The sequence below is a fragment of the Alteriqipengyuania abyssalis genome, from assembly GCF_019857185.1.
GTDB classification, from domain to species: Bacteria; Pseudomonadota; Alphaproteobacteria; order Sphingomonadales; family Sphingomonadaceae; genus Alteriqipengyuania; species Alteriqipengyuania abyssalis.
Genome location: NZ_JAHWXP010000002.1, coordinates 477,785 through 503,141, shown reverse-complemented (window position 1 = coordinate 503,141; position 25,357 = coordinate 477,785). Strand labels below are relative to the sequence as shown.

Sequence of the window (25,357 nt, the reverse complement as noted above, 5' to 3'; positions counted from 1 at the left end):
GAAGGTCGGCGCGCGGGACAACGCCGTGTCGCTTTCACGTGTCGACTGGACTCGAGGACTAGATCCGCACCGCCGTGCCGCTCGCCGAAACCATCAGCATCGAGCCGGTGTCGCCGATCACCTCGTAGTCAAGATCGACCCCGACCACCGCGTTGGCGCCCAGCTTCTGCGCCTCGGCCTGCATTTCCTGAATCGCGTCGTGGCGCGCTTCCTTCAGCACCTTTTCATAGGAGCCTGCGCGCCCGCCCACGATGTCGCGGATCCCCGCGAACAGGTCGCGGAACATGTTCGCCCCGATGATCGCCTCTCCGGTCACAATGCCGAGGTAATCCTGCACCGGGCGCTCCTCCACCGTGGGTGTGGTGGTGACGATGATGCCGCTCTCGGCGGTTCTCCACGGGCTAGCCATTGACGATGATTCCTCCGTTGGGGTGCAGTACCTGGCCCGACATATAGGACGAATCCTCGCACGCAAGGAACAGGAACGCGGGCGCGACCTCGTTGGGCTGGCCGGGGCGGCCCATCGGCGTATGCTCGCCGAAATCGTCCATGTTCTCGGGCGGCTGACCGCCCATCGGGTTGAGCGGGGTCCAGATCGGGCCGGGCGCGACCGCGTTCACGCGAATGCCGTCGCCGACAAGGTTTTCCGACAGCGAGCGAGTGAAGGCGGTGATCGCGCCCTTGGTCGCGCTGTAATCGAGCAGGATCGGCGCACCCTTGTACATCGTCACGCTGGTGCAGTTCACGATCGCCGCGCCTTTCTTCAGATGCGGGCGCGCGGCCTGCACCAGGTAGAACTGGCTGAAGATGTTGGTCTGGAAGGTGCGCTGCAGCTGCTGCGCGGTGATGTCGGTCACCTCCTTGTCGGGATGCTGCTCGCCCGCATTATTGACCAGCACATCCAGCCCGCCAAAGCGGTCGATCACCGCATCGATGAGCCCCTGGCAATGATCCGGATCGCCGAGGTCTCCGGCGGAAAGCATGACCTCGGCCCCCTCGGCCTCGCACGCTTCGCGGGTGATGTTCGCATCGTCATGCTCTTCGAGATAGGCGATCGCGACATTGGCGCCCTCGCGCGCGAACAGCACCGCGACCGCGCGGCCGATGCCGCTGTCGGCACCCGTGACCAGCGCGGTCTTGCCCTTGAGCCGCCCCGATCCGGGATAGCGCGGCTGCCACTGCGGCTTGTCGTCGAGGTCGGTCTCGTGCCCCGGCATCCGCGGTTCTTCGGATGTCTCGGGGACGAAGGCGGTGTCGGTTTCGGTCGGGTCGGGCATGGCGAGATGTGTCCTTGAAAAAGAGGGGAATTCTCCTTTTCAAATGGCCCCGGCCCGATGGGTTCCGGCACCCGCTTATGTTAAGCGGCAGCCGCCGGCTCAGCCCATGCCGAGCGCGGCCTTGTAGGTGTCGAGGATCATTTCCTGCTCGCTGCGGTCGTCGGGCTTCATCTTCCGCAGGCGCACGATCTGGCGCATGATCTTGGGATCGTAACCGACCGCCTTTGCCTCGGCATAGACGTCGCGGATATCGTCGGCGATGCCCTTCTTCTCTTCTTCGAGGCGTTCGATGCGCTCGATCAGCAGGCGCAGGCGGTCGTCAGTGGTCTCGGCCATTTGGGGGTAATCTCCGGTAAGGGGTAGAATCGGTTGGCCGCTGGGTAGCCAGCAGGCGCCGGATCGTGAACCCGGCGCGTGCCTAATCCACGCGATTCTTCTTGAGGCTTTCCTCCATCCGGTCGAGCTGCTCCTGCGTGGCGGGGGTCTGGCGGGTCGCCTTCCACTCGTCCTGAGGCATCCCGTGGATCAGCTCGCGGGCCTCGGCCTTGTCGCCGTCATAGCCCGCATCGCGAATCCAGTCGGCCAGGCAATTGCGGCAGAAGCCGGACAGGCCCATCAGATCGATGTTCTGCGCATCGTGGCGATGGCGCAGGTGGCGCACCAGCCGGCGGAACGCGGCGGCGGCGACCGCATCGTCCAGCTGGTCGAGGGGATCGGGTGATTGCGCCATGGCTGGGCTCCTTTGGCTCTTGTCTTGCAACATTCCCCTGCCATAGCCGTGGGCCATGCCCAAGCCCGATCCCCAGCTCAGCCCCAGAAGCCGCAAGGTAAAAATCCTCGCCACTATCGGCCCCGCCAGCAGCGATCCGGAGATGCTGCGCCGCCTGTTCCGGGCCGGCGTCGATGCGTTCCGCGTCAACATGAGCCATGGCGAGCAGGCGACTCACGCCGAGACCATCGCCGCGATCCGCGCGCTGGAGAAGGAATTCGACCGCCCGATCGCGATCCTCGCCGACCTACAGGGCCCCAAACTGCGCGTCGGCACCTTCAAGGACGGCAAGGCGGTGATTCGCCATTCGGGGCATTTCACGCTCGATCGCGATCCGACGCCGGGCGACGAAACCCGCGTGCACCTGCCCCACCCCGAGCTGTTCGGCATTCTCGAAAAAGGCCAGCGGCTGCTGATCAACGATGGCAAGATCCGCCTCAAGGTGATCCGGGCGGACGAGGACGCGATCCTGTGCTCGGCCGAAGTCGGCGGGGTCATTTCCGACCGCAAGGGCGTCAACGTGCCCGACGCCGAGGTGCCGATCCCCGCGCTGACCGACAAGGACCGCAAGGATCTGGCCTTCGCCTGCCAGCAGGGCGCGGACTGGATCGCGCTCTCCTTCGTGCAGCGGCCCGAAGACGTGGCCGAAGCGCGCAAGCTGATGACCGCGACCGACGGGATGATGCCCGCGCTGTGCGCCAAGATCGAAAAGCCCAGCGCAGTGCGCCGCCTGTCCGAAATCGTCGACCTTTCAGACGGGATCATGGTTGCGCGCGGGGATCTGGGCGTGGAGCTGGACCCCGAAGACGTGCCCCCGCTGCAGAAACGGATCGTCGACATGACGCGGCAGGCGGGCAAGCCGGTGATCGTCGCCACGCAGATGCTCGAATCGATGATCGAGAGCCCTGCGCCGACGCGCGCCGAAGTCTCCGACGTCGCCAATGCAGTGTACGACGGCGCGGATGCGGTGATGCTCAGCGCCGAGACGGCGGCGGGCGAATGGCCCGAGGAAACCGTCGCGATCATGGACCGGATCGTGACCAAGGTGGAGCAGGACGAGGGCTATCGCGCGCGGATGAAGTTCCTCGAGACGAAGGCCGATCCGACCACCGCCGACGCGCTCAGCCATGCATGCTCGACCATCGCCGAGACGGTCAGCGTGGCGGCGATCACGGTGTTCACCTTCTCCGGCTCGACCGCGCGGCGCGTCGCGCGCGAGCGGCCATCGGTGCCGATGCTGGTGCTGACCCCGCAGAAACGGGTCGCCCGGCGGGTCGCGCTGCTGTGGGGCGCGCACGCGGTGGTGACGCGCGACATCCTCAGCTTCGAAGAGATGATCGGCAAGGGCAAGCGGATGGCGCTGCGCCACGGGTTCGGCAAGGCGGGCAACAAGCTGATCGTGCTGGCGGGCGTGCCCTTCGGCACCCCGGGCAGCACCAACCTGCTGCATGTCGTCTCGCTCAGCGGGGACGAGCTGAAGGGGCGGTAGGGGGATCAGCCGAGCCAAGCGGGTTGCCCATCACAGGGATGACGCTACTGTCAGGGCAAGGCGCGGCCCGCGCCTCCTCCCTCCCGTCGGGGCAGCATCTTCAATGCAGGGCGCTTTACCATCTGTCGAACCGCTTAGTTCGGGCACATGCATAAGGAGGGGTTGCGCGCATTCGCCCGGGCAGGAGGAACCGACATGCCACTCTCCCAACCGATCTATAAGTTGAAACGCCGTGCGAAGCTGCTCGCGCGCGAGGCCGGAATACCACTCCATGCAGCGCAGGACCGTATCGCACGGGGCGAAGGCTACCACACGTGGAGCCTGCTTTCGGGAAAGCACGCCGAGCCAAGCCGCGCTGCTCCAATCCTGCCCGGCCTTGCGAACGGCGATCTGGTGCTGCTCGCCGCCCGCCCACGTCAGGGCAAGACGCGGATCGGGCTGCGACTGCTGGTCGATGCCGTACGCGCGAGCAGACGTGCGGTATTCTTCACGCTGGAATTCACCGAGGCACAGACACTCGCCCTGCTGGCGGAGATGGGCGCGGGCGACGACCTTCCGGAGATCGTCGCAACCGACGATATCGACGCGGCAAGCATCGGCGAACACCTCGCCGGAGCTGCCCCCGGCAGCGTCGCGGTGATCGACTATCTGCAATTGCTCGACCAGCGACGCGAGACGCCCGTGCTTGCCGATCAGGTCGCCGCACTGCGCGACTTCGCACAGACGAGCGGCGCGATCCTGGCATTCATCTCGCAAGTCGACCGCGCCTTCGAACCGTCGGTCGCGCAACTTCCCTGCCTCGCCAACCTGCGGTTGCCCAATCCTGTGCCGCTCGAATTCTTCGCCAAGGCCTGCTTTGCCCACGCAGGCGAAACGCAGGTGCAGGCGATCTGCTAGATATGTGCGGGGGGCGGTTCAGTGCGTCCCCCGTCCATCCCTCGTAGAAACGCGGCGAGGTTACCCCCCAGCGCGTCGACCGCGTAGCCGCCTTCCATCACCACCAGCGTCGGCAGGTCGAGCGTGGCGATCGTCCCGCCCATCGCGGTATAATCTTCGCGCACCAGCCTGAAATGCGAGATCGGGTCTTCGGCGAAGGTGTCCGCTCCGTAGGAGACGATCAGCAGGTCCGGCCCATGCGCGCGCACCGCGTCCAGCGCCGTATCGAGCGCGGGCGCGTAGCCCGCCCAGTCGGTGCCCTGCGGCAATGGCAGGTTGAGCGTCGCGCCCTCGCCCTGCCCGCTCCCGCGCTCGTCCGCATGGCCCCAATAGAAGGGAAAATCGGTCTTCGGGTCGGCGTGGATCGAAGCGAACAGCACTTCGCCATCATCGTAGAAGATGTCCTGCGTGCCATTGCCGTGGTGGTAGTCGACATCGAGGATCGCGATCCGGCGCACTCCGCGCGCCTGCGCGGCGCGGGCGGCGATGGCGGCATTGTTGAGGTAGCAATAGCCACCCATGTAATCCGCCCCGCAATGGTGCCCGGGCGGGCGGCACAGCGCGAGGGAGGCTGCGTCGCCTGTCAGCACGGCGTCGAGCGCGGTCAGCGCGCTTTGCGCTCCGCCATAGGCGGCTGCCCACGTTCCGGCGGCGATCGGCGTCGAGGCGTCCATCGAGAAGGCCCCGATCTTCGCGTCGATCCGGTCTAGCGCGAGCGCGCGGCGTGCGACGACCGGGAAGACGTAGCCCATCGCATCGCCTTCCCGCCCCGCAGCACGCCACAGGTCGTGCGCCTCGCGCAGGAAGGTCACATAGGCGGGGTCGTGAACCGCGAGGATCGGCTCGATCCCGAAGTCGCGCGCGGGTTCGCCGGGGCCGAGCGCGTCGAGCAGCGCGGCGAAGCGCGCGGGGCTTTCGGCAAAGTCCATCCACCCGCCATTGTGCAGTTCGCGGATGGGCGCGTGGTGGGCCTGCGCGGGGTCGGAGAAGTGCCGCATTGGGAAGCCTAGCGAGCCGCCCGCTCCAGCCGGGCGCGGGCTTCGTCTTCGCCGATCAGCGGCAGCAACTCGCCCATGTCGGGGCCGTGGTCCATGCCGGTCAGCGCCTGCCGCAGCGGCAGGAACAGCGGCTTGCCCTTGCGCCCGGTGCGCTCTTTCAGCGTGGAGGTCAGCGCGCCCCACGGGTTGTCGCCCCATGTCAGCACCTGCGCCGCCTCGGCCAGAAACGCACGGTCTTCGTCCGAAAAGGCAGGCTGCTCGATCGGCCCGGTAACCAGCCGCCACAGCTCGGCGGCCTCGCCGACATGCGACAGGTTGGGCCGGATCGCGTGCCAGCCGGCCTCGTCGATCCCCTCGGGCAGGCGATCGCGCACCTGCGCATAATCCATCTGGTGGACGATCGCCGCGTTGAGCCGCTCGAGCTCCGCCTCGTCGAACTTGGCGGGGGCACGGCCGAAGCTCTCCAGATCGAAGCCTTCGATCAGCGCCGCGCGATCGGCGATGGGCTCGACCGGCTGGCTGGTGCCCAGACGCGCCAGCAGCGAGAGGATCGCCTCCGGCTCGATCCCCTGCTCGCGCAGCGCCTCGCACGACAGCGAGCCGAGGCGCTTGGACAGCTTGCCTTCCTTGCCCACCAGCAGCGCGGTGTGGCCGAAGCGCGGGAAGCTGTCGATCACGGCGCAGTGATCCGGCCCGACCCCGGCGGCATGCAGCGCGGTGAACATCTGCACCTGAACGGCGGTGTTGGACACATGGTCTTCGCCGCGCAGCACGTCGGTTACGCGCATGTCCATGTCGTCGATCACGCTGGGCAGCATGTAGAGCCAGCTGCCGTCGGCGCGGCGGATGACGGGATCGGAAAGCTGCGCAGGATCGAATTTCTGCGGCCCGCGCACGCCGTCTTCCCATGCAATCAGCTCGTCATGGTCGAGCTTGAAGCGCCAGTGCGGGGCGATCCCTTCGGCTTCCTTGGCCGCGCGCTCTTCCTCGCTCATCGAGAGTGCCCCGCGGTCGTAGATCGGCGGCAGGCCGCGGCCCAGCGCGATCTTGCGCTTCAGCTCCAGCTCTTGCACAGTCTCGTAGGCGGGATAGACCCGGCCCGCGTCCTTCAGCTTGGCAAAGGCATTCTCGTACAGGTCGAGCCGCTGCGACTGGCGAAACTCGGCATCGGGGGACAGCCCCAGCCAGGCGAGGTCTTCGCGGATCGCGGTGACATATTCCTCGCGGCTGCGCTCTGCATCAGTGTCGTCGATCCGCAGCAGGAACTTGCCCTGTCCCTCGTCATCGCCCTTGCGGGCAAGCAGCCAGTTGTGAAGCGCGGTGCGCAGGTTGCCGACGTGGAGGCGGCCCGTGGGTGAAGGCGCGAAGCGGGTGACGATCATGGCAAGCAGCGCTACTCGCGCGCTCGCGTGCCTTCAAGCGTATGTCGCGCAGGGGGCTAGGCCAGCTGGCAGCGGATCGGGTGGACGTTGGAGGCGATTTGCTCCGGCGCGGGCAGCTGGTCGGGCCCGGACTCTTCCCGCGATGCAGCGGGACGCGCCGCCATCTCGCTCTCGAGCGGGCGCGAGATGTAATAGCCCTGCGCCTCCAGGCAGCCGTGCCGCCTGAGCCAGTCGTACTGCTCCTTCGTCTCGACCCCTTCGGCAGTGGTTTCCATGCCCAGCGCTCGGGCGAGCATGATGACGTTGCGCACGATCGCGCGACAATCGGCGCGCTCCAGCATTTCGGAGACGAAGCAGCGGTCGATCTTGATCTTGTCGAAGGGAAAGGCGCGCAGATAGTTGAGCGAGGAATAGCCCGTCCCGAAATCGTCGAGCGCGATGCGCACGCCCAGATCGCGCAGGCGGTGGAGCAGCTCCACATTGGTCTCGCTGTCGTGCATCAGCGCGCTCTCGGTGATCTCGATCTCGACCCTCTGCGGGTCGATCTGCGCCTCGGCGATGGCATTGGTCAGCACGGTGACGAGGTTCGGATTGCACATCTGCACGGGCGAGAGGTTGATCGCGATGCGATGCGGCTCGTCCCAGCTGGCGGCTTCCTCGATCGCCTGGCGGATGATCCATTCGCCCAGCGGGATGATCAGCCCGGTGTCCTCCGCGATATCGATGAACTCGCCCGGCAGGATGCGCCCGCGCACGGGATGTTCCCACCTGACCAGCGTTTCCTTGCCGGTCCACTCGCCAGTCTTGAGGCACACCTGCGGCTGGTAGACCAGCGTGAACTGCCCTTCGGCAATCGCCGTGCGCAGGTCCAGCTCCAGATTGCGGCGGGCATGTTCGTTGTGATTGAGCGAGGGGTCGTAGTCGGCGAAGGTCGATCGCCCGGCGCGCTTGGCGGCATAGAGTGCAAGGTCGGCCCGGCGCATCAGTTCCTCGCCATCGACGCCCTCATCGGGACTGTAGCCGACCCCGACCGAGGCGGACACGCGCACGGTCTGCCCGTCGATATTGAACGGCTGTGCCATCGCGTCGACGATCCGCTCCGCACACTGGTGAACCGTTTCGAGATTGCTCACCCGGGTCAGCAGCACAGCGAATTCGTCGCCCCCCAGCCGCGCGGCGAGATCGTGTTCGCGGACCACGCCGAGGATCCGGCGCGCCGCCGCCCGGACCAGCCCGTCGCCGACATGATGGCCGAGCGTGTCGTTGACCGACTTGAAGTGGTCGAGATCGATATAGAGCAGCGCGATCCGCCGCCGCCTGCCGTTCCCGGCGAGCAGTTCGGTCAGGCTTTCGTTGAACAGATGCCGGTTGGCGAGCTCGGTCAGCTGGTCGTAACGGGCCATCCGCGCGACCCGCTGTTCGGTCTGGCGGCTCTCGGTCACATCGCGCAGCACACCGCGCACGGAGCCGTCGCTGGTCGGATTGCCGGAGATGGTCCACCAACGCTTTTCTCCGCCCGCGGTGATTTCCAGCGCAAGATCGCGGAACGGCACCCGGTCGAGCAGCAGCGTCGCCAGCCTCTCGCGCGCGGGGCCGGCATCGAACAGGCCGACCAGCTCGCGCCCTTCGAGGAAGTCGCGGTCGACCCCGGCCGCATGGCCGAAGCGTTCGCACACGTTCATCAGGCAATTGCCCTCGTCGACCTCCCACAGCCAGTCGGAGGAGGACGCCTCGTATTCATGCAGCAGCAGCTTGACCGTTTCGGCGGTGCGCTGCTGGTCGAACTGTTCGCGGCAGGACTGTTCGAACTGGCGCCCCTGCCGCCGGGTCGAGCGGATGAGCGCGTAGCCAAAGACGAGCGCAAGCACGAGCGAGGGCCACGAGAATTCGTCTCTCATCGTGAAGGAGAGCACTGCCGCCGCCAGCATCGCCCCGCCCAGATAGCTGGTCAGCGGCGCGGGCATTGAGCGGTAGGCGATGACCGAGGATGCCAGCAGCCCCGCGGTCAGCACCGCGAAGAACACCGGATGCGCGTGGAACAGGGTGGGAAAGAACACCACAGCGCCCAGCACCCAGAACGCGGTTTCGGTGTTCGCCGCGATCTGCAGTTCGCGATGGAACTTGTGCAGGTGCGTGACGTCGATCGTGTCGGGATAGAAATCCAGCGAAAGCCGCCACTGGCGGAAGTTGCACAAGGCGATCATTGCCGCCCACGGAAGGCCGTAGGTTGCGGCGGGGTGGCCCCACAGCGCGACCACGCAGGCTACCGCCGCGAAAGAATGGAGCGCGCACAGCGATGGCAGATGGGACGTCAGTTCACGCAGGCGCCAGGCGAGCAGAAGATTACGCTCACCCAGAATCGCCATCTGTTTATCGATCACACAGCGTCCCTCCTCGAGGGAACCGACTAGCCAGCAAGTCTTAAAGGACCATCAAACACACTGTCCTGTTTTTGAAACAAAAGTGCTTGTTGGCGACACTTTTTCTGCTGTGAATTGGGCCGTGTGTGGAATGTCCGCGCACGGGCGCAGCGCGAATCGGGCGGGCGCGCCTCTTCCCGCGAGCGTCAGCCCGCTCGCCATCGCCGAACCTCTACTGACCGAACAGCGTCAGGCTGCGCCCATGGCCGGACAGGCGCACGCCGTTGTGCTGCGTTCGCTCGATCCGGTCGGCGGCGCGGATCGCGTCCATCACCTCGGTGAGACGCGGCGGAGGCGCAATCTTGCAGACAAGCGCTGCCGGGTCGGAGCGGGTGTCGCTCGCGATCACTTCGAAGCGCGCGCCAGAGATGCGGTAGGTCACATGCGCCCCGGCGCAGCGCGGGCTCCACCAGATTTCATGCTCGTCGGCGCTCAGCGCGATGCCGTAGGGTTCATCGAAGTCCTCGCCATCGATCCCGGCCACCCGCCACTCCCCTGCGAGCGTCTTTGGCGCGGCAGGGATTGCGGGGTGGAGCGCGATGCTCGCCCCCGCCCGTGACAGCATTACCGAACCGTCTGCAGCTTGTGCCACGCTCCACCGGCCTTGGAGCGCATCGAGCACGCGCGGCAGATCCTGCGGGTAACCGATCTCGCAGACGACCTGCTCGCGATCTCGCTCGGGCCGGGAGAATTCGATCCCGCTGCCCGCTGCGCGGTAGGAGATCGACTGGCCCGCGCAGTCCGGTTCCCAGACCAGCGAATCGCCCCGGCCGGTCAGCGCGATCGGATGGGGCAAGGTCCGGCCATCGATGCTTGCAATCACCCACTTGCCGGAAAGGTCGGGCAAGGATGCGGCGTCCGGCGCGCCATTCGCCGCCGCCGCAGCGCGCGCTCCGCCCTCTCCGGACTGTCCGGCGGGGCCGACGCAGGCGGTGGCCACCAGCATTGCGGCAAGAAGGGCGGACGAACCGGCAAGGCGGACGGATCTGGTGTGCATGGTCTGTATCCCGTGTGCCGGGGGAACGCATTCCGGCGTGAAAAAGGCCCCGGAAGATCGCTCTTCCGGGGCCCCTTTCTCTTCGCCGTGGCGTGAACCTGCGCTTACTCTTCGGCAGCGCCCGCTTCATCTTCGCCGGTCTGCAGGTATTCGCCCGCATCCGCGTCGGTGCCGTGGGTAGCGCCTTCCATCTTGGCGAGCGGATCGTCTCCGGTCGCCGCTTCCGGACCCTGCGCCAGTTCGGCCTTGCGCTCTTCTTCCGCGGTTTCGGCGGCGAGGATCGCTTCCTGAGCCTTCTTCCACGAAGCCTTGAGCGCGGCGTCCCGGCTCGACGCGGTGACCCGCATGCGGTTCATGGTCGCGCCCGTGCCCGCCGGGATGAGGCGGCCCACGATGACGTTTTCCTTGAGCCCGATCAGAGAGTCGCGCTTGCCCTCGACAGACGCCTGGGTGAGCACGCGGGTCGTTTCCTGGAACGACGCGGCCGAGATGAACGAACGCGTCTGGAGCGAGGCCTTGGTGATGCCCAGCAGAACCGGCTTGCCCTGCGCAGGCTGCTTGTTCCGGCCGAGCTTCGCGTTGACCGCGTTCATTTCTTCCAGATCGACCTGTTCGCCCGGCAGCAGCACGGTGTCGCCGCCATCGGTGATCTCGACCTTCTGCAGCATCTGACGAACGATCGTCTCGATGTGCTTGTCGTTGATCTTCACGCCCTGCAGTCGATAGACTTCCTGGATTTCGTTCACGAGATACTCGGCCAGCGCTTCCACGCCCAGCACGTCGAGGATGTCGTGCGGGTTGGGCGAGCCCGAGATCAGGGTGTCGCCCTTCTTCACGAAGTCGCCTTCCTGAACGTCGATCACCTTGGTCTTGGGGACCAGGTACTCGACGGCTTCACCCTCCTCGGGAACGATCGCGATCTTGCGCTTCGCCTTGTATTCGCGGACGAATTCGATCCGTCCCGAAATCTTGGCGATGATCGCGTTGTCCTTCGGAATACGCGCTTCGAACAGTTCGGCAACACGCGGCAGACCGCCGGTGATGTCGCGCGTCTTGGCGGCTTCGCGGCTGGCACGGGCAAGGATGTCGCCCGCCTCGACCGTCTGGCCGTCCTCGACCGAAAGCGTGGTGCCCGGGGCCAGCATGTAGCGCGCGGCCTCGGTCTCGTCCCCGGCATCGTTGAGAAGGGTGAGGCGCGGACGCAGCTCTTCCTTCTTCTTGCGGCCGGTGGCGCGGTTTTCGGTCACGACGCGCTGGGCGATACCCGTCGCATCGTCGACGCGTTCTTCCAGGGTCGAGCCTTCGACCAGATCCTGGAACTTCACCACGCCCGACTGTTCGGTGATGATCGGCAGCGAGAACGGATCCCACTCGGCCAGACGATCGCCTTCGGAGACCTTCTCGCCATCCTTGTGCATCAGCACGGTACCGTAAGGCACCTTGTGGATCTCGCGCTCGCGGCCTTCCTTGTCGATCACCGCCAGTTCGCCATTGCGGGCGAGCGACAGGATACGGCCCTTCTTGTCGGTGATCGTGGGCATGTCGCGATAGACGACCTTACCGTCGGACACCGAGTCGAGGTGGCTGGTTTCGTTCAGCTGCGCCGCACCGCCGATGTGGAAGGTACGCATGGTCAGCTGCGTGCCCGGCTCACCGATCGACTGCGCCGCGATCACGCCGACCGCTTCGCCGATATTGACCGGCGTACCGCGAGCAAGGTCGCGGCCGTAGCAGGTGGCGCACACGCCCTGGTCGGCTTCGCAGACCAGCGGCGAACGGATCTTGGCGACCTGAACCTCGGCGGCCTCGATTTCCTTCACCATCGGTTCGTCGAGCAGGGTGCCCGCCTTCACGATGACTTCGCCGGTCGCCGCGTTGACGATGTCTTCCGCGGTGGTCCGGCCAAGGATACGCTCGCCGAGCGAGGCGATCACGCTGCCGCCCTGGACGATTGCGCGCATGTCCAGGCTGTTTTCGGTCTTACAATCCTCGACCACGATCGTGCAGTCCTGCGACACGTCGACCAGACGACGCGTGAGGTAGCCCGAGTTGGCGGTCTTCAACGCGGTATCCGCAAGGCCCTTACGGGCACCGTGGGTCGAGTTGAAGTATTCGAGGACGGTCAGGCCTTCCTTGAAGTTCGAGATGATCGGCGTTTCGATGATCTCGCCCGAAGGCTTGGCCATCAGGCCGCGCATACCCGCGAGCTGCTTCATCTGCGCGGGCGAACCACGCGCACCGGAGTGGCTCATCATGTAGATCGAGTTGATCTGCGCTTCCTTGCCGTTCTCGTCGATCGGGCGCGACTTGATCTTGTCCATCATGGCGTCGGCCACCTGGTCGCCGCAACGGCTCCAAGCGTCGATCACCTTGTTGTACTTTTCCTGCTGGGTGATCAGGCCGTCCTGATACTGCTGTTCGTAATCCGCGACGAGGGACTTGGTCTGTTCGACCATGCCTTCCTTCGACTCGGGGATTTCCATGTCGTCCTTGCCGAAGGAGATGCCGGCACGGAACGCGTAGCGGAAGCCGAGCGTCATGATCGCGTCGGCGAACAGCACCGTGTCCTTCTGGCCGGTGTGGCGGTACACCTCGTCGATCACGTCGCCGATGTCCTTCTTGGTCAGAAGGCGGTTGACGATGTCGTAGGGTACCTTGTGGTTCTTCGGCAGGCACTCGCCGATCAGCATGCGGCCCGGGGTCGTGACGAAGCGCTTCATCTCGACCTTGCCGCTCTCGTCGGTCTGCGGAACGCGGGTGATGATCTTGGAGTGCAGCGTCACCGCATTGGTTTCGAGCGCGTAGTGAATTTCGCTCATGTCGGTGAAGCGCGGCAGCTTCTCGATCTTCTCATCGCCCTCTTCGATGAACTCGGGCGTCTTCTCCTGCCGTTCCATCGACAGGTAGTAGATCCCCAGAACCATGTCCTGCGAGGGCACGATGATCGGCTTGCCGTTGGCGGGCGAGAGGATGTTGTTGGTCGACATCATCAGCACGCGCGCTTCAAGCTGTGCTTCGAGCGACAGCGGCACGTGGACGGCCATCTGGTCACCGTCGAAGTCGGCGTTGAAGGCCGAGCAGACGAGCGGGTGCAGCTGGATCGCCTTGCCTTCGATCAGCACGGGCTCGAACGCCTGGATGCCGAGGCGGTGCAGCGTCGGCGCGCGGTTCAAAAGAACCGGGTGCTCGCGGATCACCTCGTCGAGGATGTCCCACACTTCCTTGCGCTCGCGCTCGACCCACTTCTTGGCCTGCTTGAGCGTCATCGACAGACCCTTGGCGTCCAGACGCGCGTAGATGAACGGCTTGAACAGTTCGAGCGCCATCTTCTTGGGCAGGCCGCACTGGTGCAGCTTCAGTTCCGGCCCGGTCACGATGACCGAACGGCCCGAATAGTCGACGCGCTTACCCAGAAGGTTCTGGCGGAAGCGGCCCTGCTTGCCCTTGAGCATGTCGGACAGCGACTTGAGCGGACGCTTGTTGGCGCCGGTGATCACGCGGCCGCGACGGCCATTGTCGAACAGTGCGTCGACCGATTCCTGCAGCATGCGCTTTTCGTTGCGCACGATGATGTCCGGCGCGCGCAGCTCGATCAGGCGCTTCAAACGGTTGTTACGGTTGATGACGCGGCGATAGAGGTCGTTGAGGTCAGACGTCGCGAAACGGCCGCCATCCAGCGGCACCAGCGGGCGCAGCTCGGGCGGGATCACGGGGACGACTTCGAGGATCATCCATTCCGGGCGGTTGCCCGATTCGATGAAGCTTTCGACGACCTTGAGGCGCTTGATGATCTTGGCGGGCTTGAGCTTGGACTTGGTGGTCTCCAGCTCTTCCAGCAGATCGGCCTTTTCCTGTTCGAGGTCGAGGTCCATCAGCAACTGCTTGACGGCTTCCGCGCCGATCCCGGCGGTGAAGGCGTCTTCGCCGTATTCATCCTGCGCTTCGAGCAGCTCGTCTTCGGTCATCAGCTGGTAGCGTTCCAGCGGGGTGATGCCCGGCTCGGTGACGATGTAGTTCTCGAAATAGAGCACCCGCTCGAGCACCTTGAGCTGCATGTCGAGCAGCAGGCCAATGCGCGAGGGCAGCGACTTGAGGAACCAGATATGCGCGACCGGCGCGGCCAGTTCGATGTGGCCCATCCGTTCGCGACGGACCTTGGTCACGGTCACTTCGACGCCGCACTTTTCGCAGACGACGCCCTTGTACTTCATGCGCTTGTACTTGCCGCACAGGCACTCGTAGTCCTTCACCGGGCCGAAGATGCGCGCGCAGAACAGGCCGTCACGCTCGGGCTTGAACGTGCGGTAGTTGATCGTTTCGGGCTTCTTGATCTCACCGAAGGACCACGAACGGATACGCTCGGGGCTGGCGATGCCGATCTGGATCTCGTCGAAGGTTTCGGGCTTCGCGAGCTGGTTGGTGAATTTGGTCAGTTCGTTCATTTCTCACATCCCTTTGAGGGGAAAACAGGGGGCGGAGGGGACGGGCGACCCGCGAAGGGCCGCCCCGCCTCCCGTCATTCAGCCGCGATCTGCATGCCGTCTTCGTCGTCCTCGTCCGAGATGGACTTGAGTTCGACGTTGAGGCCCAGCGAGCGCATTTCCTTGACGAGCACGTTGAAGCTCTCCGGAATGCCCGCTTCGAAGGTGTCGTCGCCCTTGACGATCGCTTCGTAGACCTTCTGGCGGCCGACCACGTCGTCCGACTTGACGGTGAGCATTTCCTGCAGGGTGTAGGCTGCGCCGTATGCCTGCAGCGCCCACACTTCCATTTCACCGAAGCGCTGGCCGCCGAACTGCGCCTTACCGCCCAGCGGCTGCTGGGTGACGAGGCTGTACGGGCCGATCGAGCGGGCGTGGATCTTGTCGTCGACGAGGTGGTGCAGCTTGAGCATGTAGATGATGCCCACGGTCACCTTGCGGTGGAAGGCATCGCCCGTGCGTCCGTCGAACAGGATCGACTGGCCGTCCGCATCCAGACCCGACTTGGTCAGCTGGGTGGTCACGTCGCTTTCGCGGGCACCGTCGAACACCGGGGTGCCCATCGGCACGCCGCGGGTCAGGTTGCCCGCCAGCTCCGCGATTTCCTCGCCCGAGCGGCTGTCGATCGAGTCGTGGTAGTCCTCGCCGTAGATCTCCTTCAGCTTGTCCTTGATCACCGCAGGCGGTTCACCGGGCTCGGCATCGGGGTTCTTGGCACGCCAGTCTTCCAGCGCATCCTTGATCTGGTGCCCGAAGCTGCGGGCCGCCATGCCGAGGTGCGTTTCGAAGATCTGGCCGACGTTCATGCGCGAGGGCACGCCGAGCGGGTTGAGCACGATGTCGACCGGGGTCCCGTCGGCGAGGAACGGCATGTCCTCTTCCGGCAGGATGCGGCTGATGACACCCTTGTTCCCGTGGCGGCCGGCCATCTTGTCGCCCGGCTGCAGCTTGCGCTTAACCGCAACGAAGACCTTGACCATCTTGAGCACGCCCGGGGCGAGTTCGTCGCCGCGTTCGAGCTTTTCCTTACGGTCCTCGAACTTGGCGTCGATCACCTTCACGGCGTCGTCGTACTGGCCCTTGATCGCTTCGAGCTGGGCCTGGCGATCATCGTCTTCCACCGCGAACTTGAACCATTCGTGGCGGTCGACGCTCTCGATCACCTCGTCGGTCAGCTCGGTGCCCTTCTTGATGCCCTTGGGCGCGGCCGAAGCGGTCTGGCCGACCAGCATGTCCTTCAGACGGTTGTAGGTCGCCCGGTTGAGGATGGCGCGTTCGTCGGCGCTATCCTTGCGCAGACGTTCGATTTCCTCGTTCTGGATCGCCCGCGTACGGTCGTCGATCTCGATCCCGTGGCGGTTGAAGACGCGCACTTCCACGACCGTGCCGGCCACGCCCGGCGGCAGGCGGAGCGAGGTGTCGCGCACGTCGCTGGCCTTTTCGCCGAAGATCGCGCGCAGGAGCTTCTCCTCCGGCGTCATCGGGCTCTCGCCCTTGGGCGTGATCTTGCCGCACAGGATGTCGCCCGGGTGCACTTCGGCCCCGATGTAGACGATGCCCGCCTCGTCGAGGTTGCGCAGCGCTTCCTCGCCCACGTTGGGGATGTCGCGGGTGATGTCTTCCGGCCCGAGCTTGGTATCGCGCGCCATCACCTCGAATTCCTCGATGTGGATCGAGGTGAACACGTCGTCCTTCACGATGCGTTCGGAGATGAGGATACTATCCTCGTAGTTGTAGCCGTTCCACGGCATGAACGCGACGAGGCTGTTCTTGCCCAGCGCCAGTTCGCCCAGATCGGTCGAGGGGCCGTCGGCAATGACGTCGCCCTGCTCGACCGTTTCACCCACCTTCACCAGCGGGCGCTGGTTGATGCAGGTGTCCTGGTTGGAGCGCTGGAACTTCTGCAGCGTGTAGATGTCGACGCCCGACTGGCCGGGTTCGACATCGCCGATCGCACGGATGACGATACGCGTCGCGTCCACCTGGTCGACGATGCCGCCACGGCGGGCGGTGATCGCCGCGCCGCTGTCACGCGCCACGGTTTCTTCCATGCCCGTGCCGACCCACGGCGCCTCGGCCTTCACCAGCGGCACCGCCTGGCGCTGCATGTTGGCGCCCATCAGCGCGCGGTTGGCGTCATCGTTTTCCAGGAACGGAATGAGCGATGCACCGACCGAGACGAGCTGCTTGGGGCTCACGTCCATCAGCGTGATGGTTTCACGCGGAGCCATCAGGTTGTCGCCGCTCTGACGGGCGGAGACCAGCTCTTCCACGAAGCTGCCGTTCTCGTCGAGTTCCGCCGAAGCCTGCGCGACGGTGTGCTTCTGCTCTTCCATTGCCGACAGGTAGACGACGTCGCTGGTCACCTTGCCGTCCACAACCTTGCGGTAGGGAGTCTCGATGAAGCCGTACTTGTTGACGCGGCTGAACGAGGCGAGCGAGTTGATCAGGCCGATGTTCGGGCCTTCCGGCGTTTCGATCGGGCAGATGCGGCCATAGTGCGTCGGGTGAACGTCGCGGACTTCGAAGCCCGCACGCTCACGGGTAAGACCACCCGGCCCGAGCGCCGAAACGCGGCGCTTGTGGGTGACTTCCGAGAGCGGGTTGGTCTGGTCCATGAACTGCGAGAGCTGCGAGGAACCGAAGAACTCGCGCACCGCGGCCACGGCGGGCTTGGCGTTGATCAGGTCGTTCGGCATCACGGTCGACACGTCGACCGAGCTCATGCGTTCCTTCACCGCGCGTTCCATGCGCAGCAGGCCGACGCGGTACTGGTTTTCGAGCAGCTCGCCGACCGAACGCACACGGCGGTTGCCGAGGTTGTCGATGTCGTCGACTTCGCCCTTGCCGTCCTTCAGGCCAACCAGTTCCTTGACCACGGCAAGGATGTCTTCCTTGCGCAGCGTGGTCACGGTGTCTTCGGCGTCGAGTTCCAGACGCATGTTCAGCTTCACGCGGCCGACGGCGGACAGGTCGTAGCGCTCGCTATCGAAGAACAGGCCTTCGAACAGCGCTTCGGCAGTTTCCTTGGTCGGCGGTTCACCCGGACGCATGACCTTGTAGATCGCTTCCAAGCCTTCGTCGCGGTTCTCGGCCTTGTCGGCCTTCAGCGTGTTGCGGATCCACGGGCCGGTGTTGACCTCGTCGATGTCGAGCAGTTCGACCTGGTCGACGCCGGCGGCGTCGAGCACTTCGAGGTGCTCGGGCGTCACTTCGTCGCCCGCCTCGATATAGATGCGACCAGTCGATTCATCGATCATGTCGCGCGCGGCGTAGCGGCTGAAGATTTCCTCGCTCGGCAACAGCAGCGTTTCGAGGCCGTCCTTTTCCGCCTTGTTGGCGGCACGCGGGCTGATCTTCTGGTTGGCGGGGAACACTTCTTCGCCGGTCTTGGCGTCGACCAGGGGGAAGGTCGGCTTCGCGCCGCGCCATTGTTCCGCAACGAACGGAATGGTCCAGCCGTCCTTGGCGCGCTGCCATACGACGGTGTCGTAGAAGTGGTGCAGGATTTCTTCGCTGTCGAGGCCGAGGCCGTAGAGCAGCGAGGTAACCGGCAGCTTGCGCTTGCGGTCGATCCGGACGTTGACGATGTCCTTCGCGTCGAACTCGAAATCGAGCCACGAACCGCGGTAGGGAATGACGCGCGCGGCGAACAGCAGCTTGCCCGAGCTGTGGGTCTTGCCACGGTCATGGTCGAACAGGACGCCCGGCGAACGGTGCATCTGCGAGACGATCACACGCTCGGTACCATTGACGATGAAGGTGCCGTTCTCGGTCATGAGCGGCATGTCGCCCATGTAGACTTCCTGCTCCTTGATATCGAGCACGGAACGGGCTTCGGTGTCCTGGTCCACTTCGAACACGATCAGGCGCAGGGTAACGCGCATCGGCGCGGCATAGGTGATCCCGCGCTGGCGGCATTCGGTGGTGTCGTACTTGGGCGGTTCGAGTTCGTAATCGACGAAGTCGAGCTCGGCCGTGCCCGCAAAATCGCGGATCGGGAACACGCTGCGCAGGGTCTTCTCAAGGCCCGAGACGTAGTCGATCTGCTTGTCGGAGCGCAGGAACTGCTCGTAGCTTTCGCGCTGAACCTCGATCAGGTTCGGCATCTGCACGACTTCGTGAATATCGCCGAAGATCTTGCGGATGCGGCGCTTGGCAGTGCCGGTCTTGGCCGTGCCGCGCTTCATCGGAAGCTTGGCGTCGTCGTTCGCGCTCTTGGTCGCCATAAGTCGAGAGAACCTCTTCTGCCGTTCGCACGCGAGACCGAAGGCAAAAGGCCCTCGCCACGCGCGAGTCATGAAAATATCGCTGCACGAGGGGAACAGGCCATGACGCGGGCGGCATATCGGCAGGCGCACCATGCGTCTGCCGTTGGGGTCATACCGCCGCGAGGGTCTGGCCGCGCCGCTTCCTTCCGTAGGATCCGAATCTCGCGCGTGATTCGGCCTTGCTCGAAGCTGACGTGTCCGCGCCATATAGGAATCTGCACGCCAAGTGTCAAAGGCAGGGCGAATTTTTCGTTTATCGATCAGGGATTTATCGTTTTCCGATATTTATCGATTGACGATAAGTGCGGGCGGGATTATTGAATATCGATATCGGACAACAAGGAGATCGATAAATGACCGACACCGCCAAACACATCACCGCTGCCCTCGCCGCGATCATCATCGCCGCCACCAGCATGACCGCCGTGGTCACCGTGCCTCCCGCCGAAGACGGCATGGTCGCCACCGTCCACACGATCGAAGTCGCCTGAGCCGGCGCTTCGACACTACCTGAAAAGAGAGCCCCCATCATGCCCAAGCTTGCCCAGAACCTCTTCGCCCTCGCCGTCGCCGTGCTGGTCGCCGGCACCAGCCTGACCGCGATCACCACCGTGCCACCTGCACAGGATGGCACCGCCACCACCTACGCCAGCCTCTTGCACAGCCCGCGCGAACTGGCCTGACCCGACACCCGACGCCCGCCCCACCATGGGGTCCGACAACAGGGGAGAACCATCATGACCAATGCCCTCAATGATCCGCTGCTGCTGATTGGCAAGATCTTCTGCATCTTCCTCCAGGCCGTCATGGCGCTCGGCGCGATCGCCCTCGCCATCGCCATTCCCGTGGTCCTGTTCGCGCAAGGGCCGATCCAGGCGGAAATCGTCAAGGAACTGCCTGGAGTGACCGAGCAATTCCCCGGCCTGCTGATCGCCGCGATCATGGCCATCGGCTTCGCGATCGTCGCCATGCTGTTCGTCTTCTTCGGAAAGCTGCGCCGGATCATCGGCACGGTCGGCGAAGGCGATCCCTTCCAGCCGCAGAACGCCACGCGGCTGAGCCAGATGGGCTGGCTGATGCTGGGCACGCAACTGGTCATCATTCCCGCCGGGGTCATCGCGATGCAGCTGGCGAAATACGCCGACGCGATCGAGAAGGCGGGCGCAAAGGACTTCCACATGTCCTTCGACGACGGCGGCTTCGATATGACCGCGCTGCTGCTGACCGTGATCCTGTTCATCCTCGCCCGCGTGTTCCGCCACGGCGCCGCGATGCGCGAAGACCTGGAAGGAACCGTGTGATGCCTCCCTCCCCCGACACCCCCGACGGAGCTGCCATCATGGTGAAACTGGACGACCTGCTGCACGAACGCCGCATGACCCTGACCGAACTGGCCGAGCGGGTCGGCATGACGCTGGCCAACCTCTCGATCCTCAAGACCGGCAAGGCCAAGGCGATCCGGTTCTCCACGCTCGAGGCGATCTGCCGCGAACTGGAATGCCAGCCGGGCGACCTGCTCGCCTACGATACCCGCAGCGAAACCGCCTGAACCCCCGCGCGAAGCTCCCTGCACCCCCATCCGCACGGGAGCTTCGCCTTTCCCTCCAAGGCAGCGATCCAGAGAAACACGCTAAGTCCCTGAACAATATTGCTTGGCGCGGGAACCGCGATGGAGCATGGGCAGTTGCCACCAAATCCGAGTGCCGGGGGAATGGTCTCCCGGATCGAGAAAACAGGGGGAATTACCTTGAAGAAGATCATCGCAACCGCCGCCATCGCCACCTTCGCGCTCTCGCTCGCCGCATGCAACGGTGCCAACGAAGAAGCCGGCGAACAGGCCGACGACGTCACCGAAGCGCAGGGCGAAGTCCTCGACGCGCAGTCGGGCGTGACCGAAGCCCAGGCCGATCTGGCTGAAGAAAAGGGTAACGAAGCCCAGGCCGAGCAGCTTGAAGAAAAGGCTGACCAGCAGGAAGAAACCGCCGACGAGATGTAATCTCGCCGGGTTTTCGGGCCTGACAGATGCGGCCGCGCCATCCTTCGGGATTGCGCGGCCGTTTTGCGTCGGGCCGCAATCAGCTCTCGCGGCAGCGGATCCAGTGGTGTCTGCCCTGGTAGAGCACCGATCCATCATAGGCATCGCCCTCGCGCACGGCCTTGACCACCGCCAGCCGCTCGTTCGCCTGCGGGTCGGTCAGCACCAGCCGCAGTTCGCCGTCGTCGAGCCACCATTGCGGCGCTTCGACGGGCACGTCCCTGCCATCGACCTGCAACCTGTGCGCGAACAGCGCCGAACCCGCCGTGTGGCCGAAGCCGAGCGCGATCTCGATCGCCGGTTCGGAGGCAGTGCGGCACACAAAGCCCCCGGTCGCATGGGCCGGGCTTGCAAGCATCGCGAATACGGGCAGAGCGATAAGGAGACTGCGCATGGCACGCTGTTGCCCAAGCCCGCGTGAACCGACGGTGGACACCGCGCGCCACCCGCTTTTGCTTGACTCCGCCCACGTTCTCGCTAAGTGCCCGGCCCGACCGCTCCGGCCATGTGCCCTGCGGTCATCCGTCCGAGACAGTTGGTGACCGGAACATGCCGGTCTTAATTTCCAGCCTAGACGGGGAAACGAGATTTACAGCGGCCCGCATGTCCCCATGCGCCGCCTTTCGCATCCGATAGCCGGATGCACCTCCTTCCCCAGAAACGGACCCATGGCCTCGCAGCTTTTGCGGCGGGGTCGAACGTGAGCCGGTCGTCTCCGCCTGTGCGGGGTCGGCCATAGTGAAGGAGTAAGCATGGATCGTTCGCAAAAAACCGATGCGGTCGCTCAGCTGAACAACGTCTTCAACGAGGCGGGCGTGGTGGTCGTCACCCGCAACCTCGGCCTGACGGTGGCAGAGTCCACCGATCTGCGCGCGAAGATGCGGGAAGCCGGCGCGACTTACCAGGTTGCGAAGAACCGTCTTGCCAAGATCGCCCTCAAGGACACCGACTACGCGGGTATCGAAGAATACCTGTCCGGTCCGACCGCCCTCGCATACAGCGAAGATCCGGTCGCCGCGGCCAAGGCCGTGGTGGAGTTCGCGAAGACCAACGACCGTATCGAAGTGGTCGGTGGCTCGATGGGCTCGCAGGTGCTCGACGAAGCAGGTGTCAGGGCTCTCGCCTCGATGCCGAGCCTCGACGAACTGCGTGGCAAGCTCGTTGGTCTGGTCAACGCCCCCGCGACGAAAATCGCGCAGGTCGTCAATGCCCCGGCGAACAAGCTCGCTCGTGTCTTCGGCGCATATGCCGCCAAGGACGCTGCGTAAGACGTTTTTCCGCACGACATATCCGGCCGCGGCATGAGCCCGGCCACGCTATTTTTTGGAGTGAATTATCATGGCTGACATCGCCAAGCTCGTTGAAGAACTTTCGAAGCTGACCGTCCTCGAAGCAGCTGACCTCGCCAAGGCTCTTGAAGAAGAGTGGGGCGTGAGCGCCGCTGCCGCCGTTGCGGTTGCTGGCCCGGCTGCCGGTGGCGACGCCCCGGCTGCTGAAGAAAAGGACGAATTCGACGTCATTCTTACCGGCGACGGTGGCAAGAAGATCCAGGTCATCAAGGAAGTCCGCGCCATCACCGGCCTGGGCCTCACCGAAGCCAAGGCTCTCGTCGAAGGCGCGCCCAAGCCGCTCAAGGAAGGCGTCAACAAGGCCGAAGCCGAAGAAGTCAAGAGCAAGATCGAAGCCGCTGGCGGCACGGTCGAGCTCAAGTAAGCTCTTCTCGCTTCCGAGCGAAATCGAAGGGGCGGTGCCAGCGATGGCGCCGCCCTTTTTCATTGGCCGAGCGAACGGCAGCTTCCACATCCTTCGCGCGACTTGACGAGTGAGCTTGGTTGGGCTCGAAGTGCGCCGAGCTGGGAGAACAATGTTGCAACCCGTCAAAGCCTGCCTTGCAGCCCTCGCCCTTTGGCCCTTGCTCGGGTCAGCCCCTGCTCAGCTCCCGCTTACCAGAACGTCGGGTGCGGTATTCGCCTTGCTCGACGAGAATGAATGGTGCCCCGCCGGATCGGTTTACGTCGATCTTCAGACGGGTGAGTTCATGCTTCACCCCCGTCTCCAACGACCGAACTGTTACGATGCGAGTTCTGTTGCAGAGATCGAAAAAGGGAAGCTGGGTTCTGACGACCTTGACCGACTGAGGAAGGCTGTCGCCAAAGCTGTCGCAAGCGGTCTACGCCGCAAACCTTGCTCCATCATCATTTCGAATGGCGGTCCGCGCCAGCTGGTCATCACCCTTCCCGGTTACTCTGCTACAACTCCGGAAGATTTGGGATGTTGGTCCAAAGAGGCTGGGGAGCTGCACGACGAATTGTTCGGCATCTTCGGCTGACGCCAGCGATCGGTCTGCGCTAAAACCTCACATTCCCCTGCAGCACAGATCCGTGCGGAGGCCGCTGGTCGGGTTCGTCCGTCACTCGGAAACTGCTTCCCTAGGGGCGCTCTACGTCATTCCACGGTCGCCGCGCAGCACGTTGCGTTCCTTGCCCGCGTGCAGATCGTCCGCATCGATCTGGGCCTGCAACCGCGCCATGTCGTTCTCGCGATAATCCTGCTCGAGCTGCTCGATCGCGCGCGCGTCGGTGTCGAGATGCTCCAGCACGGCGCGGCCCATTGCGATCGCGCTTTCGCGCAGCTCACGCACCTGAAACGCGATCTGTGCCGGGGCCAGCTTCATGACGTGCCGCCGGTCGAAGGTGCGCACGAACAGCGCGGCGTCGGGAAACGCCTCGCGTACCGAAGCGAGGAATTCGGCGTCGATCTGGTCGCCATCGATGCAGAAGCAGATCAGCTTCGCCTCGCGCGCTCCGGCCTGGCGCAGCATGTCCATCCGCAACCCGTCGCCGAAAAACACCTTGATCCCGAACTCCTCGGCAGTGTCGATCTGCGGCACGTTCCTGTCGATCATCGTCACGTCGAGCCCGGCGGTGGCGAGCATCTGCGCGACCGTTTGCCCGAACCGGCCGAAGCCGATCACCAGCGCCTGCGGCGTTTCGCCATCCGGCCCCTCGCGCTCCTCCCGCGCACCGGGGGCGGGCGTGCGCAAACGCGCGGTCGCCATCATCAAGAACGGGGTGGTCGCCATGGAAAGCGTGACGATCGCGGTGAACAGGCTGGCGGTCTGTGCATCGATCACCCCGCCGCTTTGCGCGGTATTGAACAGCACGAAGCCGAACTCGCCCCCCTGGCTGAGCAGCAGGCCGAGAGCGAGGGCGCTGCGCCACGGCAGTTTCACCGCTATGCCCAGCCCGGTGATGATCGCGGTCTTCGTCGCCACCAGCGCCGCCGCCATCCCGATCACGAACAGCGGCTGCGCGGCGATCGCCTGCAGGTCGAGCATCATCCCGACCGAGATGAAGAACAGCCCGAGCAGGATCGAGCGGAACGGCTCGATATCGGCCTCCAGCTCGTGCCGGTAGGGCGTATCGGCCAGCATCACCCCGGCGATGAACGCGCCGAGCGCGGTCGACAGGCCGATCGCCTCCATCACCGCAGCCGAGGCGACCACCGCGAACAGCGCGGCGACGACGAACATCTCGCGCTCGCCCAGCCGCCCGATCAGCCGCAGCAGAGGGCGCAGCGCGAACCGCCCGGCGAGCACCAGGGCGACACAGACACCCAGCGCGATCGGCAGCTGGACCCATCCGCCGGTGCCGCCATCCTCGCCCCCCTGCACGCCGAGCGCGGCGACGATCGCGAGCAGCGGGATGATCGAGAGATCCTGAAACAGCAGGATGGAGAACGCCCGCTCCCCCACCGGGGTGCGCAGGTTGCCGCCCGACTGCAGCATCGGCAGCACCTGCGCGGTGGACGACAGGCCGAGCGAGAGGCCCACCGCCAGCGCCGCGGCCATCGGATAGCTGGTCGCGAGCCAGATCACCCCCGACACCGCCAAGCCGCACAGCGCAACCTGCGTCAGGCCGAGGCCGAAGATCGCCCCGCGCAGCCGCCACAGCCTGCTGGGTGCCAGTTCCAGCCCGACCACGAACAACAGCATGACGATGCCCAGCTCCCCGAAACTGAGCGTTTCCTCGCCGCTGCCCGCCAGCCCCAGTACCTGCGGGCCGACTACCGCGCCTGCGACAAGGTAGCCCAGCGTCGCGCCCAGCCCCAGCTTGCGGAAGAGGATCACGAACAGCAGCGCGGCGGCCAGCAAAACGACACCGCTTTCGAGCGCTACGTGCGCGGAGGCTTCGCCATGTTCCATGCCAGTGTGTTCCCCGGGTATCAGGTCGATCCGCAAAACCCATGGAGCGCATGCTCCCCCTAGGCAAGCGGCACGCGCACCAATATCCGGGCCGGCTT

General features: G+C 64.9%; 22 protein-coding genes. 10 read left to right on the top strand and 12 right to left on the bottom strand.

Annotated features, from left to right (window positions below):
* Positions 1-58: 58 nt before the first annotated feature.
* The 4 genes from KYN89_RS07600 to KYN89_RS07585 form a co-directional block, all read right to left on the bottom strand.
* Positions 59-409, bottom strand: a complete 351-nt coding sequence (locus tag KYN89_RS07600) for a heavy metal-binding domain-containing protein (RefSeq protein ID WP_222824510.1) — start codon at positions 407-409, stop codon at positions 59-61.
* Positions 402-1,277 carry an SDR family oxidoreductase gene (locus tag KYN89_RS07595; RefSeq protein ID WP_222824509.1) on the bottom strand — a complete coding sequence of 292 codons (876 nt, stop codon included), beginning with the start codon at positions 1,275-1,277 and terminating at the stop codon, positions 402-404. Before KYN89_RS07595 ends, KYN89_RS07600 begins: the two co-directional genes overlap by 8 nt.
* A gap of 99 nt (positions 1,278-1,376) precedes the next feature.
* Complete coding sequence (locus tag KYN89_RS07590) at positions 1,377-1,613, bottom strand: DUF2312 domain-containing protein (protein ID WP_010233163.1); 237 nt, start codon at positions 1,611-1,613, stop codon at positions 1,377-1,379.
* Positions 1,614-1,695: 82 nt separating this feature from the next.
* Positions 1,696-2,007 (bottom strand): DUF1244 domain-containing protein, encoded by a 312-nt coding sequence (locus KYN89_RS07585; RefSeq protein ID WP_222824508.1) that lies wholly within the window; start codon positions 2,005-2,007, stop codon positions 1,696-1,698.
* Between the two features lie 55 nt (positions 2,008-2,062).
* Here KYN89_RS07585 and pyk point away from each other — a divergent pair, with 55 nt between their 5' ends.
* Positions 2,063-3,535: a pyruvate kinase gene (pyk, locus tag KYN89_RS07580; RefSeq protein ID WP_222824507.1), complete on the top strand. Its 1,473-nt coding sequence runs from the start codon at positions 2,063-2,065 to the stop codon at positions 3,533-3,535.
* Between the two features lie 195 nt (positions 3,536-3,730).
* A complete protein-coding gene (locus KYN89_RS07575; protein ID WP_222824506.1) occupies positions 3,731-4,432 on the top strand; it encodes a DNA helicase in 702 nt (233 codons plus the stop codon).
* Here the strand turns inward: KYN89_RS07575 and KYN89_RS07570 are convergent.
* The 6 genes from KYN89_RS07570 to rpoB all read right to left on the bottom strand — a co-directional run bounded on the left by KYN89_RS07570 (position 4,429) and on the right by rpoB (position 18,939).
* Positions 4,429-5,469 (bottom strand): histone deacetylase family protein, encoded by a 1,041-nt coding sequence (locus KYN89_RS07570; RefSeq protein ID WP_222824505.1) that lies wholly within the window; start codon positions 5,467-5,469, stop codon positions 4,429-4,431. The two genes, KYN89_RS07575 and KYN89_RS07570, sit on opposite strands and share 4 nt — an antisense overlap.
* Positions 5,470-5,477: 8 nt before the next feature.
* A complete protein-coding gene (gene gltX / locus KYN89_RS07565) occupies positions 5,478-6,851 on the bottom strand; it encodes a glutamate--tRNA ligase (protein ID WP_222824504.1) in 1,374 nt (457 codons plus the stop codon).
* A gap of 56 nt (positions 6,852-6,907) precedes the next feature.
* Positions 6,908-9,232: a putative bifunctional diguanylate cyclase/phosphodiesterase gene (locus KYN89_RS07560; RefSeq protein ID WP_346727211.1), complete on the bottom strand. Its 2,325-nt coding sequence runs from the start codon at positions 9,230-9,232 to the stop codon at positions 6,908-6,910.
* A 211-nt stretch (positions 9,233-9,443) separates the two neighbouring features.
* On the bottom strand, positions 9,444-10,268 hold the full coding sequence (locus KYN89_RS07555; protein WP_222824503.1) for a hypothetical protein: 825 nt from the start codon (positions 10,266-10,268) through the stop codon (positions 9,444-9,446).
* 104 nt (positions 10,269-10,372) lie between these two features.
* Positions 10,373-14,710, bottom strand: coding sequence for a DNA-directed RNA polymerase subunit beta' (gene rpoC / locus KYN89_RS07550; protein ID WP_222824502.1), 4,338 nt, complete (start codon positions 14,708-14,710; stop codon positions 10,373-10,375).
* Between the two features lie 74 nt (positions 14,711-14,784).
* Positions 14,785-18,939, bottom strand: coding sequence for a DNA-directed RNA polymerase subunit beta (gene rpoB, locus KYN89_RS07545; protein ID WP_222824902.1), 4,155 nt, complete (start codon positions 18,937-18,939; stop codon positions 14,785-14,787).
* Between the two features lie 434 nt (positions 18,940-19,373).
* Between rpoB and KYN89_RS07540 the strand changes: the two genes are divergently transcribed.
* From KYN89_RS07540 to KYN89_RS07520, 5 genes are all read left to right on the top strand, one after another.
* Complete coding sequence (locus tag KYN89_RS07540) at positions 19,374-19,511, top strand: hypothetical protein (protein ID WP_010233135.1); 138 nt, start codon at positions 19,374-19,376, stop codon at positions 19,509-19,511.
* Between the two features lie 39 nt (positions 19,512-19,550).
* On the top strand, positions 19,551-19,703 hold the full coding sequence (locus KYN89_RS07535) for a hypothetical protein (protein WP_222824501.1): 153 nt from the start codon (positions 19,551-19,553) through the stop codon (positions 19,701-19,703).
* 54 nt (positions 19,704-19,757) lie between these two features.
* On the top strand, positions 19,758-20,321 hold the full coding sequence (locus tag KYN89_RS07530) for a DUF2975 domain-containing protein (RefSeq protein WP_222824500.1): 564 nt from the start codon (positions 19,758-19,760) through the stop codon (positions 20,319-20,321).
* Between the two features lie 38 nt (positions 20,322-20,359).
* Positions 20,360-20,569, top strand: a complete 210-nt coding sequence (locus KYN89_RS07525) for a helix-turn-helix domain-containing protein (protein WP_010233128.1) — start codon at positions 20,360-20,362, stop codon at positions 20,567-20,569.
* Positions 20,570-20,689: 120 nt separating this feature from the next.
* Positions 20,690-21,016 carry a hypothetical protein gene (locus KYN89_RS07520; RefSeq protein ID WP_222824499.1) on the top strand — a complete coding sequence of 109 codons (327 nt, stop codon included), beginning with the start codon at positions 20,690-20,692 and terminating at the stop codon, positions 21,014-21,016.
* A 79-nt stretch (positions 21,017-21,095) separates the two neighbouring features.
* Here the strand turns inward: KYN89_RS07520 and KYN89_RS07515 are convergent, their stop codons facing one another.
* Positions 21,096-21,449, bottom strand: a complete 354-nt coding sequence (locus KYN89_RS07515; protein ID WP_222824498.1) for a hypothetical protein — start codon at positions 21,447-21,449, stop codon at positions 21,096-21,098.
* 358 nt (positions 21,450-21,807) lie between these two features.
* On the opposite strand from KYN89_RS07515, the gene rplJ reads away from it, so the two are divergent.
* The 3 genes from rplJ (at position 21,808) to KYN89_RS07500 (ending at position 23,384) form a co-directional block, all read left to right on the top strand.
* Positions 21,808-22,323 (top strand): 50S ribosomal protein L10, encoded by a 516-nt coding sequence (rplJ, locus tag KYN89_RS07510; RefSeq protein ID WP_010233120.1) that lies wholly within the window; start codon positions 21,808-21,810, stop codon positions 22,321-22,323.
* Between the two features lie 70 nt (positions 22,324-22,393).
* Entirely contained in the window at positions 22,394-22,768 is a 375-nt protein-coding gene (rplL, locus tag KYN89_RS07505) for a 50S ribosomal protein L7/L12 (RefSeq protein WP_010233118.1), read from the top strand.
* A gap of 259 nt (positions 22,769-23,027) precedes the next feature.
* Positions 23,028-23,384, top strand: coding sequence for a hypothetical protein (locus KYN89_RS07500; protein ID WP_222824497.1), 357 nt, complete (start codon positions 23,028-23,030; stop codon positions 23,382-23,384).
* A gap of 111 nt (positions 23,385-23,495) precedes the next feature.
* On the opposite strand, the gene KYN89_RS07495 is transcribed toward KYN89_RS07500, so the two are convergent.
* Positions 23,496-25,259, bottom strand: coding sequence for a cation:proton antiporter domain-containing protein (locus KYN89_RS07495; protein WP_222824496.1), 1,764 nt, complete (start codon positions 25,257-25,259; stop codon positions 23,496-23,498).
* Between the last annotated feature and the right edge of the window lie 98 nt (positions 25,260-25,357).

Coding starts and splice junctions, on each gene's coding strand:
- rplJ (WP_010233120.1), top strand. CDS start 21,808: ATGGATCGTTCGCAAAAAACCGATGCGGTCGCTCAGCTGAACAACGTC.
- rpoC (WP_222824502.1), bottom strand. CDS start 14,710: ATGAACGAACTGACCAAATTCACCAACCAGCTCGCGAAGCCCGAAACC.
- KYN89_RS07525 (WP_010233128.1), top strand. CDS start 20,360: ATGGTGAAACTGGACGACCTGCTGCACGAACGCCGCATGACCCTGACC.
- rpoB (WP_222824902.1), bottom strand. CDS start 18,939: ATGAAGCGCGGCACGGCCAAGACCGGCACTGCCAAGCGCCGCATCCGC.
- KYN89_RS07555 (WP_222824503.1), bottom strand. CDS start 10,268: ATGCACACCAGATCCGTCCGCCTTGCCGGTTCGTCCGCCCTTCTTGCC.
- KYN89_RS07575 (WP_222824506.1), top strand. CDS start 3,731: ATGCCACTCTCCCAACCGATCTATAAGTTGAAACGCCGTGCGAAGCTG.
- rplL (WP_010233118.1), top strand. CDS start 22,394: ATGGCTGACATCGCCAAGCTCGTTGAAGAACTTTCGAAGCTGACCGTC.
- KYN89_RS07515 (WP_222824498.1), bottom strand. CDS start 21,449: ATGCGCAGTCTCCTTATCGCTCTGCCCGTATTCGCGATGCTTGCAAGC.
- KYN89_RS07595 (WP_222824509.1), bottom strand. CDS start 1,277: ATGCCCGACCCGACCGAAACCGACACCGCCTTCGTCCCCGAGACATCC.
- KYN89_RS07590 (WP_010233163.1), bottom strand. CDS start 1,613: ATGGCCGAGACCACTGACGACCGCCTGCGCCTGCTGATCGAGCGCATC.
- KYN89_RS07520 (WP_222824499.1), top strand. CDS start 20,690: ATGGAGCATGGGCAGTTGCCACCAAATCCGAGTGCCGGGGGAATGGTC.
- KYN89_RS07585 (WP_222824508.1), bottom strand. CDS start 2,007: ATGGCGCAATCACCCGATCCCCTCGACCAGCTGGACGATGCGGTCGCC.
- gltX (WP_222824504.1), bottom strand. CDS start 6,851: ATGATCGTCACCCGCTTCGCGCCTTCACCCACGGGCCGCCTCCACGTC.
- pyk (WP_222824507.1), top strand. CDS start 2,063: ATGCCCAAGCCCGATCCCCAGCTCAGCCCCAGAAGCCGCAAGGTAAAA.
- KYN89_RS07495 (WP_222824496.1), bottom strand. CDS start 25,259: ATGGAACATGGCGAAGCCTCCGCGCACGTAGCGCTCGAAAGCGGTGTC.
- KYN89_RS07600 (WP_222824510.1), bottom strand. CDS start 409: ATGGCTAGCCCGTGGAGAACCGCCGAGAGCGGCATCATCGTCACCACC.
- KYN89_RS07535 (WP_222824501.1), top strand. CDS start 19,551: ATGCCCAAGCTTGCCCAGAACCTCTTCGCCCTCGCCGTCGCCGTGCTG.
- KYN89_RS07570 (WP_222824505.1), bottom strand. CDS start 5,469: ATGCGGCACTTCTCCGACCCCGCGCAGGCCCACCACGCGCCCATCCGC.
- KYN89_RS07530 (WP_222824500.1), top strand. CDS start 19,758: ATGACCAATGCCCTCAATGATCCGCTGCTGCTGATTGGCAAGATCTTC.
- KYN89_RS07540 (WP_010233135.1), top strand. CDS start 19,374: ATGACCGACACCGCCAAACACATCACCGCTGCCCTCGCCGCGATCATC.